Origin of the sequence: Pseudomonas fluorescens (assembly GCF_004683905.1) — a bacterium.
Lineage (GTDB): Bacteria > Pseudomonadota > Gammaproteobacteria > Pseudomonadales > Pseudomonadaceae > Aquipseudomonas > Aquipseudomonas putida_A.
In genome coordinates this window covers 6,083,953-6,097,151 of record NZ_CP038438.1, presented here as the reverse complement: position 1 = coordinate 6,097,151, position 13,199 = coordinate 6,083,953, and the positions used below count along the sequence as shown (strand labels likewise).

Annotated in this window: 10 protein-coding genes; 7 read left to right on the top strand and 3 right to left on the bottom strand. The window is 61.7% G+C overall.

Going from position 1 to position 13,199, the window contains the following annotated elements; genetic code table 11:
- The first annotated feature begins 50 nt into the window (after positions 1 to 50).
- Positions 51 to 524: an Lrp/AsnC family transcriptional regulator gene (locus E4T63_RS28240; RefSeq protein WP_007960832.1), complete on the top strand. Its 474-nt coding sequence runs from the start codon at positions 51 to 53 to the stop codon at positions 522 to 524.
- 157 nt (positions 525 to 681) lie between these two features.
- Here the strand turns inward: E4T63_RS28240 and lpdA are convergent, their stop codons facing one another.
- A complete protein-coding gene (gene lpdA, locus E4T63_RS28235) occupies positions 682 to 2,082 on the bottom strand; it encodes a dihydrolipoyl dehydrogenase (protein ID WP_135296885.1) in 1,401 nt (466 codons plus the stop codon).
- 209 nt (positions 2,083 to 2,291) lie between these two features.
- Here lpdA and hflK (E4T63_RS28230) point away from each other — a divergent pair, with 209 nt between their 5' ends.
- From hflK (E4T63_RS28230) to cfaB, 5 genes are all read left to right on the top strand, one after another.
- Positions 2,292 to 4,256, top strand: a complete 1,965-nt coding sequence (hflK, locus tag E4T63_RS28230; RefSeq protein WP_135296963.1) for a protease modulator HflK — start codon at positions 2,292 to 2,294, stop codon at positions 4,254 to 4,256.
- On the top strand, positions 4,253 to 5,293 hold the full coding sequence (gene hflC / locus E4T63_RS28225; RefSeq protein ID WP_135296884.1) for a protease modulator HflC: 1,041 nt from the start codon (positions 4,253 to 4,255) through the stop codon (positions 5,291 to 5,293). Before hflK (E4T63_RS28230) ends, hflC begins: the two co-directional genes overlap by 4 nt.
- Positions 5,290 to 6,351 (top strand): protease modulator HflK, encoded by a 1,062-nt coding sequence (hflK, locus tag E4T63_RS28220; protein ID WP_135296883.1) that lies wholly within the window; start codon positions 5,290 to 5,292, stop codon positions 6,349 to 6,351. Before hflC ends, hflK (E4T63_RS28220) begins: the two co-directional genes overlap by 4 nt.
- Positions 6,348 to 8,255, top strand: coding sequence for a heavy metal translocating P-type ATPase (locus E4T63_RS28215; RefSeq protein WP_135296882.1), 1,908 nt, complete (start codon positions 6,348 to 6,350; stop codon positions 8,253 to 8,255). Before hflK (E4T63_RS28220) ends, E4T63_RS28215 begins: the two co-directional genes overlap by 4 nt.
- Before the next feature lie 211 nt (positions 8,256 to 8,466).
- Entirely contained in the window at positions 8,467 to 9,654 is a 1,188-nt protein-coding gene (gene cfaB / locus E4T63_RS28210) for a C17 cyclopropane fatty acid synthase CfaB (protein WP_027610322.1), read from the top strand.
- Between the two features lie 38 nt (positions 9,655 to 9,692).
- On the opposite strand, the gene cls is transcribed toward cfaB, so the two are convergent.
- Positions 9,693 to 11,132, bottom strand: a complete 1,440-nt coding sequence (cls, locus tag E4T63_RS28205) for a cardiolipin synthase (RefSeq protein WP_135296881.1) — start codon at positions 11,130 to 11,132, stop codon at positions 9,693 to 9,695.
- Between the two features lie 131 nt (positions 11,133 to 11,263).
- Here cls and E4T63_RS28200 point away from each other — a divergent pair, with 131 nt between their 5' ends.
- Positions 11,264 to 11,782, top strand: a complete 519-nt coding sequence (locus tag E4T63_RS28200) for a DUF3617 domain-containing protein (RefSeq protein WP_134785045.1) — start codon at positions 11,264 to 11,266, stop codon at positions 11,780 to 11,782.
- Between the two features lie 82 nt (positions 11,783 to 11,864).
- Here E4T63_RS28200 and E4T63_RS28195 read toward each other — a convergent pair whose 3' ends face one another.
- Positions 11,865 to 13,196 (bottom strand): dihydroorotase, encoded by a 1,332-nt coding sequence (locus E4T63_RS28195; protein WP_135296880.1) that lies wholly within the window; start codon positions 13,194 to 13,196, stop codon positions 11,865 to 11,867.
- Positions 13,197 to 13,199: the final 3 nt, after the last annotated feature.

Below are 13,199 nucleotides of genomic sequence, written 5' to 3'. Positions count from 1 at the left end.
GGCATAACCTGCTTTCTTTTTGTGCCTTGACCAGCAGGATCTGCCAAAACATGAAACTCGACGCTTTTGATCGCAAGATTCTCGCTGCCTTGCAGCGCAACGGACGGCTGAGCAATGTCGAGCTGGCGGACGAGATCGGCCTGTCGGCGTCACCTTGCTTGCGCCGGGTGCGGATGCTGGAGGAGGCCGGGGTGATTCGTGGCTACCAGGCCAACCTCGATCGCGATGAAGTGGGACTGGGGCTGACGGTGTTTGTCGGGGTCAAGGTCGAGCGCCACAACGATGAGCAGGCCGAAGCCTTTTACGCGGCAGTCACCGCCCTGCCGGAGGTGATCTCGGCGTTTCTGGTGTCGGGCGAATCGGACTTTCTGTTGCAGGTGGTGGTGCCGGACCTGCGCGCATACGACCGCTTTCTCAGCGGCTGCCTGCTTAAACTGCCGGGGGTGAGCGACATTCGCAGCAACTTTGCAATTCACACGGTGAAGACGCCGGGGGCGTTGCCGTTGGGGCATCTTCCGCTGTAGAGCGGGTTGCTCCCACATTCGACCGCAATCCTCCAGCAGGAACACGGTCAACTGTGGGAGCTGGCTTGCCAGCGATAGCGGTGTGTCAGCGACCGCAACGGTTAAAGGACTGACGCCATCGCTGGCAAGCCAGCTCCCACAGGGTTTGGGTGACCACCTACATCTGCGTCGCCATCCCCTCGACATTCATCGCCGCCTGACGCAGAGCCTCGGAGCGGGTCGGGTGCGGATGGCAAGTCAGCGCGATATCTTCGGCAGACGCACTGAACTCCATGGCCACGCAGTACTCACCGATCATTTCACTGACGCTCGGGCCGACCAGGTGCACGCCGAGGATCTCGTCCGTGCGTTCGTCGGCGAGGACTTTGGCGAAGCCTTCGGTCTCATGGTTGATCTTGGCCCGGCTGTTGGCGGTGAACGGGAATTTACCGACTTTATAGGTGCGCCCTTCAGCCTTGAGCTGCTCCTCGGTCTTGCCGACGCTGGCCAGCTCGGGCCGGGTGTAGATGACGTTGGGAATCAAGTCGTAATTGACCTCGCCGGCCTTGCCGACGATCTGTTCCACGCAGGCCATCGCTTCGTCTTCGGCCTTGTGCGCAAGCATCGGGCCTGATGTCACGTCACCGATCACCCATACGCCGGTTGCCTCGGTACGGTGCTGGCGGTTGGCGAGCATGCCGCGTTTGTCGGTGCTCAGGCCGACGTTCTCCAGGCCCAGGCCTTTGGTGTACGGGCGCCGGCCGATCGCGACCAGTACGTAGTCGGCTTCCAGTAACTCGGCGCTGCCACCGGCGGCGGGTTCGACGCTGAGCTGCACACCGTTGACCGAGGGGGTGGCGCTGGTGACCTTCGAGCTCAATTTGAAGCTGATGCCTTGCTTGCTCAGCGCACGCTGCAGGGTTTTGCCGGCCTCGCCATCAACACCCGGGCAGATGCGGTCGAGGTATTCGACCACGGTCACCTGGGCGCCGAGACGCCGCCAGACCGAGCCCAGTTCCAGGCCGATCACCCCCGCGCCGATCACCACCAGATGCTTGGGCACTTCACCCAGCGACAGCGCGCCGGTGGAGTCGAGGATGCGTTGATTGTCGATCTCGACGCCGGGCAGGGGCGTGGGTTCGGAGCCGGTGGCGATGATGATGTCCTTGGCGCTCAGCTCGGTTTTGTTGCCTTGATCGTCGGTCACCGTGACTTTGCCCGGGCCATCGATGTGGCCCCAGCCCTTGATCCAGTCGACCTTGTTTTTGCGAAACAGAAACTCGATGCCTTTGGTCAGGCCGCTCACGCTTTCGTCTTTCTGTTTCATCATTTGCGCGAGGTTGAGCGTGGGTTTGACCTCGATGCCGAGGTTGGCGAATTCCGCACCCATGGCCGCGTCGTACAGCTCCGAAGCATGCAGCAAGGCCTTCGACGGCATGCAACCGACGTTCAGGCAGGTGCCGCCGAGGGTGGCGCGGCCTTCCACGCAGGCTGCTTTCAGGCCCAGCTGGCCGGCGCGGATCGCCGCGTTATAACCACCGGGGCCGCCGCCCAGAATGACCACGTCGTAGTTGCTCATGCTGTTGCTCCTCGTTGGGATGCGGATCGCTAAAAGTAGTCGGTCGATAAAATTACGAACGTAATATGTGCGTTTCCGGACATTTCGGTCAAGGCTTCAGGCAAGCGACAGGTTGCGCATCTTTAGATAAGCGAATTTGTGTACGAATATTTCACGCTTTTCGTTATATCGTAACGATAAGACCGGTGAATCAATGGCTTTGGGGTGATATGCAAGTCGATCTGGATGTCGATGGCACGCAAGTGACCGGGTTGCCGCGCTTTCAACAAGCGGCCACACAGGGGCGACGTTTGCGTCGTCTGGCCATCGGTCTCGGCGGATTGGCCGGGGCAGGGTGGGTGCTGGCGCTGTTTGTCGAACTGTTTGCCGCGCAATCGATATGGCCGGCCTTGTTGGTGAATTTGGGCGCGGCTTTGCTGGTGTTGGTCGCCGGCTTGCAGTCGGCGTGGTGGGTGACGCAATGGCGTGCAGGGGTGATTGACCCGCCGGTATCGGTGGCGCTGACCGAGGAGCTGGAGCCAGTAGCGCCGGATGGCTGGTACGAACGGCTGCTGGAGCGGTTGAGTCAGTGCGGCCTGCACCTGCTCGGTCAGATTGGCGCGGCCACGTTGTGGCTGGGCGGCTGGTCAGTACTGGTGGTGCTCGCCGTCGGGCAGGTGTGGAATCTGGCATTGCCTGCCGCTGCGGTCGGGTTGTCGGCCACGGTGGGCGCGGCGCTGATGTTGCTGTTGGGTTTCGGCTTGCTGGTGCTGGAGCGGCAACTGGCTCAGGAGAGTCCAGCGCAATGGCCGGAAGCCGGGTCTCTCGCGCAACTGGCGCGGGTGGCGATCATCAGCCTGGTGCTGGGCGCGTTGTGCCTGCTGTTCGCCAGCGAGGCTTCGGTGTGGCCAGTACGGCTTGCGGTGTTGATCGGGATCTTGCCGGGATTCGTCGCGATCGAGTTGCTATTGCGCGCAGTCCTGTCGATATTCAGTCCTCGTCGTGAACAGCTCGAACCGACCCTGCTGGCACGCAGTTTTGTCGCTGACATGCTGCGCTGGCCGCCGCAGCCGCTTCTGGCCTTGCAGCACGAATTGCACAATCGTTTCGGCATCGATCTGCGCCAGATCTGGGCGTTCAGTTACATGCGCCGCGCCTTTCTGCCGGTGCTGGCGCTGGTCGCTGCGGTCGGCTGGTTACTGACCGGTATCCACGAAATCCCGCTGCAAGGGCGCGGTATCTACGAGCGCTTCGGCAAGCCGGTGCAAGTGTTTGGCCCCGGATTGCACGCCGGTCTGCCGTGGCCATTGGGCCGTGTATTGAACGTCGAGAATGGCGTGGTGCATGAGTTGGCGACCAGCGTCGGCGATGCTCCCGCGCCAACCCAGGCTGAGCCTGCCGAAGGCCCGGCACCGATGGTCGCCAACCGCTTGTGGGATGCCAGCCACGTCAACGACAAATCCCAGGTGATCGCCAGCAGCCGTGGCGATCAGCAGAGCTTTCAGATCGTCAACATGGACGTGCGCTTCGTCTATCGCATCGGCCTGGGTGATCAGGATGCCTTGGCCGCCACTTACAACAACGCTGATGTGCCGACGCTGATTCGCAGCACCGCGAGCCGGATTCTGGTTCACGATTTTGCCTCGCGCACCCTCGACGGTTTGCTCGGTGCTGACCGGGTAGGGCTGGGCGAAGAAATCGGCCATGCGGTGCAAGGCGATCTTCAGAAACTCGACAGCGGTGTGGAGATTCTCGCCACCGTGGTCGAAGCAATTCATCCCCCTGCCGGCGCCGCCAATGCTTATCACGGCGTGCAAGCCGCGCAGATCGGCGCGCAGGCGTTGATCTCCCGTGAGCGCGGTGCTGCGGCAGAGGCGAGTAACCAGGCGCAGTTGCAGGCCAGTCTCGCCCGCGATCAGGCGAGTGCCAGCGCCCGTGAAATCAACGCCACCGCGCAGGCGGCGGATCTGAAATTCAAGGCTGAGCAGAAAGCCTATGCCAGCGCTGGCCAGGCGTTCGTGCTCGAGCAATATCTGAGTCAGCTCAGCCTGGGTCTGAACAAGGCCAAATTGTTGGTACTCGACCACCGTTTAGGCGGCAGCAGCAATGCGCCGACCATCGATCTGCGTACGTTTACGCTGCCGGCTGATCCCACGCCTGCGCGCACCACCGCTCAACCAGGAGTTGCCCCTTGAGCCAGTCGCACACTCACGATTCCCATGACCACAGCGGCCACGATCATGGCCACGCCGGGCATCACCATCATCATGGGCATCATCACCACGGTGTGCCGGAAGAGGCGGGGCCATTCCCGTGGCGGCGCATGGGCTGGGCGTTGTTGCTGGTGGGGTTTGCCATCGCGGCGGCAAGCCTGGTCCAGGTGCGCTCGGGCGAGGCCACCGTCATCACTCGTTTCGGTAATCCGTCGCGGGTACTGCTTGAGCCGGGTTTGAGCTGGCGTTGGCCGGCGCCGTTCGAAGCGGCGATCCCGGTGGATCTGCGCCTGCGTACCACCTCCAGTGGGTTGCAGGATGTCGGCACCCGCGACGGTTTGCGCATCATCGTTCAGGCCTACGTGGCGTGGCAGGTGCAGGGCGACCCGGACAATGTGCAGCGTTTCATGCGCGCGGTGCAGAACCAGCCGGACGAAGCGGCGCGGCAGATTCGCACCTTTGTCGGCTCGGCGCTGGAGACAACCGCCAGCAGTTTCGACCTGGCGGATCTGGTGAACACCGATGCCAGCAAAGTGCGTATTGCCGATTTCGAAGCGCAACTGCGTCAGCAAATCGACCAACAGTTGCTCGCCACTTACGGTGTGCGCGTGGTGCAGGTGGGCATCGAACGCCTGACCTTGCCTTCGGTCACGCTCACCGCCACAGTCGATCGGATGCGCGCCGAGCGTGAAACAATTGCCACCGAACGCACCGCCATCGGCAAGCGAGAAGCCGCGCAGATCCGTTCTGCTGCCGAGCGCGATGCGCGAATGGTCCAGGCCGATGCCACGGTGAAGGCCGCAGAAATCGAAGCACAGTCGCGGGTCGAAGCCGCGCAAATCTACGGCCGTGCCTACGCTGGCTCGCCGCAGCTGTACAACCTGCTGCGCTCGCTCGATACCCTCGGCACTATCATGACCCCGGACACCAAGCTGATCCTCCGTACCGACGCCGCGCCATTCCGCGTTCTGGTAGACGGCCCGCCGAATGTCGAAAACAAATCCGGATCGCAGCCATGAGTGATGAAGTTCCACGTGGAACACATTCGTTGAGCCGTCCGTGGATTCAGGCCGGACGCCTGGCGTTTTTCGCCTTATATGCGGTGACGGTATTGGCTGCGTTGGCGTGGGCGTTTTCCAATGTGCGGCAGATTGATCCGCAAAATCGCGCGGTGGTCTTGCACTTTGGCGCACTGCAACGCGTGCAGAATGCCGGGCTGTTGCTGGCATGGCCGCAGCCGTTCGAGCAGGTGGTTTTGCTGCCGGCAGCGGATCGGGTCATCGAGCGCCGAGTGGAAAACCTGCTGCGTAGCAGTGAGGCGATCAAGGCTGATCGTGTAGCAACCTTCGCCACGCCACTGAGCGATGCACTGGCCGGTTCCGGCTATTTGCTGACCGGCGACGCCGGCGTTGTGCAATTGGATGTGCGGGTGTTTTACAAGGTCAGCGATCCCTATGACTTCGTGCTGCAGGGGGAGCATGTGCTGCCGGCACTGGATCGGCTGGTCACCCGCAGCGCGGTGGCACTGACCGCTGCTCGGGATCTGGATACGATTCTGGTCGCACGGCCGGAGTTGATCGGCGCCGACAATCAGGCCGCTGAACGCCGCGAACGCCTGCGCGGTGATCTGGTGCAAGGCATCAACAAGCGTCTGGCTGAACTGAAGGCGAGTGGGCAGGGCATCGGCATCGAGGTGGCGCGGGTCGACGTTCAGTCGAGTCTGCCGGATCCGGCGGTCAGTGCCTTTAATGCGGTGTTGACCGCCAGTCAGCAGGCCGACAAAGCCGTCGCCAATGCACGCACCGAGGCGGAAAAACTCACCCAGACCGCGAATGAGCAAGCCGACCGTACTCTGCAAGTGGCCCATGCTCAGGCCGGCGAACGGCTGGCAAAAGCCTCTGCCGACACTGCCACGGTAATGAGCCTGACCAAGGCGCAACAACAGGGCACCGACCCGCAGATGCTCCTGCGGCTATACCGCGAACGCATGCCGAAGATCCTCGGCCAGGCCGGGTCAGTGACCACGGTCGATCCGAAAGACGATTCCCGCCTGATCATTCAGGGAGCCAGTAAATGACTGCGACCACCGCTGCACCGAGCCTGTTGTCCTCGGCCGAACAGCGCCGCGCTGCGCGCCAATTGACTTTGGCAATGCTCGCCTTGGGCTTGCTCGGCCTCGGTTTGATCTGGCGCTGGATGGTGCCGGAGCAAACGGGTGTCAGTCAGTTGCTGCTGGGTTTCGCCTCCTTATTAGTAGCGGTGCCGGTGATGCGCTCTGCTTGGTACAGCTTGCGTTATCCGAGCCTGCACGGCATCACCGATCAACTGATTGCTTTGGCGATGCTCGGTGCGTGGGCGACTGGCGATCTGCTGACCGCCGCGTTGCTGCCGATCATCATGATCTTCGGCCACGTGCTGGAAGAGCGCAGCGTGATCGGCTCGCAGGAAGCGATTCACGCCCTCGGCCAATTGACCCGCAGCCACGCACGCAAGATTCAAGCGGACGGCTCGATCATTGAAGTCGACAACGGCACCCTTCAACCCGGTGACACGGTCGAGGTGCGCGCCGGGGATCGTGTGCCCGCGGATGGTCGGGTGTTGTTCGGCCAAGCCAGCCTCGACACGGCGTCGATTACCGGCGAGTCGGTGCCAGTGGAAACGGCAGTGGGCATGACGGTGTTTGGCGGCGCGATCAACCTCGATGGCTTGCTGCGCATTGAGGTGACCCGCACCGGTGATCAATCGACGCTGGGCAAAGTCATCGCGCTGATGCAGAACGCCGAGCGTTCGAAGCCGCCGATCACCCGTCTGCTTGAACGTTATGCCGGCAGCTACATGGTGCTGGTGTTGCTGTTGGCGGCGGTGACCTGGTTTGTCACCCATGACGCGCAAGCGATGCTCGCGGTGCTGGTAGCCGCATGTCCTTGCGCTTTGGTGCTGTCGGCACCGGCCACAGCAATTGCCGGAGTGGCGGTGGCGGCGCGCCACGGTATTCTGATCCGCAGCTCGGCGTTCCTTGAGGAGTTGGCAGACCTCACATCACTGGTGGTCGACAAGACCGGCACGCTGACTTACGGCACCTTGCGTTTGCAATCGATCAGCAGCCCGCGTCTGGATCAGGCCTCGGTGATGGCGCTGGCCGCCAGTCTCGGTGCGGCCAGCAGTCATCCTGTCAGCCGGGCGTTGGCGGGGCTGGTGAGTCAGGAGCAGAGCCTGCCGCTGACGGACATTCACGAGCGTCAGGGCCTCGGGGTCGTGGCCATGACCGCGCAAGGCGAGGCGGCGCTGGGACGTCCCGAACTGTTCGCGCAACTGGGCATCGTCACGACGACCGTTCCCGAGCACGATGGGCCGATCGCCGGGTTGGCGCTGAATGGTGAGTTTGTTGCCTGGTTGTTGTTGGCCGATAGCGTCAAACCGGAAGCGCGCTTTGCCCTCAATGAATTGCGTGAACTGGGTCTGGGTCGCCAGTTGCTGCTGACCGGCGACCGTCAGAGTGTTGCGCAGACCCTCGCCCGCGAGGTCGGTCTGCAAGAGGTGGAAGCGCAGGCGCTGCCTGAGGACAAGCTCAACCGCGTGCTCAAGGAAATCGACAACGGTTTCCGGCCGATGGTGGTGGGTGACGGCATCAATGATTCGCTGGCGCTCAAGGCCGGGGTGGTGGGTGTGGCGATGGGCGCCGGCGGTGCCGACATCGCGCTGGCCTCGGCGGATATCGTGTTGATCGGCAGCGATCTGCGCCGTCTGGGCACCTGTGTGCGGCTGAGTCGTCAGTGCCGTCGAACCTTGCAGGTCAACGTGATCATCGGTCTGGGCTGGACCCTGGCGATCGTGGTGTTTGCGGCATTCGGCTGGCTCGGCGCGGCCGGAGCGATGATCGCCGCGCTGCTGCACAACCTCAGCACGCTGCTGGTGTTGGGCAATGCTGGACGGCTGCTGCGGTTTCAGGAGCCATTGCTCAAGCTCAAGGATGATCACTGAAGTGAGTTTCAGCGAACTGTGCGCCGAATAGGCAGTCATCTATGGAGAGGGCGCACACTTCACGCCGTTACCTGGGCTAAAGCAGTAGTGGGTGCATGACGGCATGTAGGAGCGCCTGGAACGATAGTCTCGGCTAATTAAATCGATAGCCTGCTATTTTTCAAGGATGGTCTACCCTCAGATCTGACGTCTGAAACAAGGGGGATTTTCCATGCTCGCGCAACTTCCACCGGCCTTACAGAATCTGCAGCTTCCGCTTCGCTTGCGACTCTGGGATGGCCATGAGTTCAACCTGGGGCCGACGCCCAGCGTCACCATTGTGGTCAAGGACCCGACGATGGTCACCCAGTTCACCCATCCGAGTCTCGACGCGCTGGGGGCGGCGTTTGTCGAAGGCAGGCTGGAACTGGAGGGCTCGATCAGCGAGGTCATCCGGGTCTGCGACGAATTGAGCAGCGCCTTGCTCGATGAAGACGAAAGCGCGCAGCCAGTGCGTGCGGTGCACGACAAGGAAACCGACGCCAAAGCCATTTCCTATCACTATGACCTGTCCAACGCGTTCTATCAGCTGTGGCTGGACAGCGACATGGCGTATTCCTGCGCGTATTTCGAAACCGGCAGCGAAACTCTGGAACAGGCACAGCAGGCCAAGTTCCGACATCTGTGTCGCAAACTGCGTTTGCAGCCCGGTGATTACCTGCTGGATGTCGGTTGCGGCTGGGGTGGTTTGGCGCGTTACGCGGCACGTGAATTCGGCGCCAAAGTGTTCGGCATCACCTTGAGCAAGGAACAGCTGGAACTGGCCCGGGAGCGGGTCAAGGCCGAGGGCCTGGAAGATCAGGTTGAGCTGCAATTGCTCGACTACCGCGATCTGCCGCAGGACGGGCGTTTCGACAAGGTAGTCAGCGTCGGCATGTTCGAACACGTCGGCCACGCCAACCTCGCCGAGTACTGCAAGGTCCTGTTTGGCGCGGTGAAGGAGGGCGGTCTGGTGATGAACCACGGCATCACCGCCAAACACACCGATGGCCGTCCCGTGGGACGCGGTGCTGGCGACTTCATAGAGAAATACGTGTTCCCCAACGGCGAGCTGCCGCACCTGGCGATGATCTCGGCCGAGATCAGCGAAGCCGGGCTGGAGATTGTCGACGTCGAAAGCCTGCGCCTGCATTACGCGCGTACGCTGGATCACTGGAGCGAGCGTCTTGAGGACAACCTCGAAGCGGCCGGGAAACTGGTGCCGGATCAGGCGCTGCGTATCTGGCGGCTGTATCTGGCTGGATGTGCCTACGCGTTCGCGCGTGGCTGGATCAACCTGCACCAGATTCTTGCGGTGAAGGCGCATCCGGATGGCAGCCATGAACTGCCCTGGACCCGCGACGACATTTATCACCCCTGAGGCCTGACGACCGTTCGCTCGTTCGAGCGAGCGGCCGGTTAAAGAATCGGTGAAATAAGCCGGGCGATCCGCATGCCGAGCTGTTGCAGGCGGTGGATCTCCCGGCTTTCTTCTTTGGCGACTTCATAAGCCTGCTCGAAATCATCGTTGAGCATGCGTTCCACGTGGGCGGCGAATTCGCTGTCGACGGTCAGCAGCATCACTTCGAAATTCAGCCGGAACGAACGGTTGTCCAGATTGGCGCTGCCGATGGCGCTGATTTCGCTGTCGATCAGCACCACTTTCTGATGCAGGAACCCCGGCTCGTAGCGGAACACCCGCACGCCAGCGCGCACCGCTTCGAACGCGTAGAGACTGGAAGCAGCGTAGACGATGCGGTGATCCGGACGCGATGGCAGCAGCAGGCGCACGTCGACGCCGCGCAGCACCGCCAGGCGCAACGCGGCGAATACTGCCTCATCGGGAATGAAATACGGGCTGGTGATCCACACTTGTTCCGTCGCCGCGTGGATGGCTTCGACGAAGAACAGTGAACAGGTTTCGTAGGCATCCGCCGGGCCGCTCGCCAGCAATTGGCAGAGCACGCCATCTTCCGGGTAGACATCCGGCAGGATCAGCGGTGGCAACGTCCGTGCTGCCCAGAACCAGTCCTCGGCAAACGACTCCTGCATGCAGGCCACCACCGGCCCGCGCACCTGAACATGGGTATCGCGCCACGGCGCCAGGGGCGGTTTCTCGCCCATGTATTCATCGCCGACGTTGTGCCCGCCCACAAAGCCGAGTACGCCATCGACCACGACGATTTTGCGGTGGTTGCGGAAATTCACCTGGAAGCGATTGAGCCAGCCGCTGCGTGTGGCGAAGGCTTTGACCTCGACACCGCCATCGCGCAACGCCTGCACATAACTGTGGGGCAAGGCGTGGCTGCCGATCCGGTCGTAGAGCAGATGAATCGCCACGCCCTCAGCCGCTTTCTTCAGCAACAGATCGCGCAGGCGCTGCCCGAGGCGGTCGTCATGGATGATGAAAAACTGCACCAGTACGGCTTCGCGCGCTTGATCGATGGCGTGGAAGATCGCCTCGAAGGTCGCGTGGCCATTCACCAGCAGTTGCACCTGGTTGTTCGCCAGGCACGGCATACGCCCCAGTTTGGGCATGGCGCGCAGCGAGGCGTAGGCCTTCGAGGCGCGGGCGGTGAGGGCTTCTTCGACCCACGGGCGCCAGTTCAACTCGGAGATCGCCTGACGCATCTGTTCGTTGGCTTGACGCCGCGCCTTGATATAGCCGTCGAAGGTGCTGCGACCGAAAACCAGATAAGGGATGAGCGTCAGGTAGGGAATGAAAATAAGCGACAATGCCCAGGCGATCGAGCCTTGGGCGGTGCGTACGGTCAGCACCGCATGGATCGCGGCGATCAAGCCGAGGCTATGTATCAGGGCGATCAGATAACCGAAAATGTGCGGTCCAAAATAATCCATGGGGCAGACTTGCTCCTGAAGACTCAATGCGTAACAGACCATGTTCCGAGGCGAATGTCGCTATTTAATTGGTGCATGAACCGAAGCAATCGGCCGACGTCTAACGGCCACTACTGATCAGGAGTTTTTCGATGAACGTTCGTCTGCTGGGTTTGGCGCTGGGCCTGGGTTTGGCAATGCCGGTGGTTGCGCAGGCGCAAATGCTGCAGCCGGGGCTATGGGAAATGACCTCAAGCAACGTCAAGGTCGATGACCAGCCCATGGATGTGCAATCGATCCTTGGCCAGTTGCAAGGCCAGATGACCCCGCAGCAGCGTGCGACGCTGGAAAAGAACGGAATCAACATCGGCGGCAAGGGCATTCGTGCCTGCCTGACGCCGCAGCAAGTGGCGACCAACGATATTCCGCTGGCCGATCCGCAATCGGGCTGCAAACAGCAGATCACCGAACGCACCGGTAACCAGTGGAAATTCCGCTTCAGCTGCCCTAAAGCGCAAGGCACGGGTGTCGCGACGTTCCTCAGTGATCGTGAGTTCACCACGGTGGCCAACGGCACGTTCAATGCGATCGGGATCAACCAGAAGGGCAGCCTGGAAACCCGCGCGGTGTGGTTGGGTCAGGATTGCGGCACCGTGAAGCCAAGAGCTTAAAAGCTTCGCGAGCAAGCCCGCTCCCACAGGGGACAGCACAATCCTTGTGGGAGCGGGCTTGCTCGCGAAGGCGTCTTGGTTGTCACCGCATGAATCGCAGCGCCAGCCCCTGACATCCTTCGTTGATACGCTGCTCCCGCCAGGCGATCTGCCCCGACACCAACGTGGTATTCACCCGATAGCGAAAAGTCTTGTCAGCAAACGGCGTCCACCCGCATTGCGACAGAATCGGTTGCCGCGACACCTCAAGAGCCAAGGGCTCAACCAGCACCAGATCCGCCCAATACCCCTCGCGTAAATAACCCCGATCCGGAATCGCAAACAGATCCGCCACCCGATGGCTGGTCTTCGCCACCAACGTGGTGATCGGCAGCACGCCATCGGCCACCAGCTCCAGCAGTGCCGGCAGGGCGTGTTGCACCAACGGTAAACCGGACGGTGCCTCGGTATACGGGCGCTGTTTTTCCGCCCAGGTATGCGGTGCGTGATCGCTGCCGATCACGTCCAGTCGATTGCTTAGTAACGCTGCGCGCAAGGCGTCACGGTCGGTTTGGGTCTTGATCGCCGGATTGCACTTGATCAGGTTGCGGAGGGCTGGATAGTCGCGGTCATCAAACAGCAGATGATGCAGGCAGACTTCAGCGCTGATGTGTTTCTGGGCGAGCGGCTTGTCCTCGAACAACTCGAGTTCGCGAGCGGTGGTCAGATGCAAAACGTGCAGGCGGGTGCCGTGACGTCTGGCCAGTTCCACCGCCAGCGAAGAGGAGCGGTAGCAAGCCTCGGCATCGCGAATCAGTGCATGGATATTCGCTGGCAGGTGTTCGCCGAGGCGTTCGCGCAGACGTGCTGCATTGGCCTCGATGCTCGGCGTGTGTTCGCAATGCGCCAGCAGTATTGTCGGCACTTCGGCGAATAAACGCTCGAGAGTCCTCGGATCGTCCACCAACATGTTGCCGGTGGACGCGCCCATGAACACTTTGACCCCGGCCACTTCGCAAGGATTGAGCGCGGCGACGGTGTCGAGGTTGTCCTGACTGACACCGAAGTGGAAGCCATAGTTGGCCACCGAGTTGATCGCCGCGCGGCGTTTTTTATCCGCCAGTGCTTCGAGGGTGAGGGTGGCCGGTCGGGTGTTGGGCATGTCCATGAAGCTGGTGATACCGCCCGCCACCGCTGCGCGCGACTCGATGTGGATGCAGCCTTTGGCCGGCGCTCCTGGTTCGCGAAAATGCACCTGGTCATCAATCATCCCCGGCAACAGCCATTGGCCATTGGCGTCGATTTCCACACAGGCATTTTCACCGTCGATGCTGCGCGCGATCTTGACGATGCGGCCATGGCTGACCAGCAGATCACCGTCGAACTCGCGTCCTTCATTGACCAGTCTGGCGTTGCGAATCAGCACGCTGCTCATGAT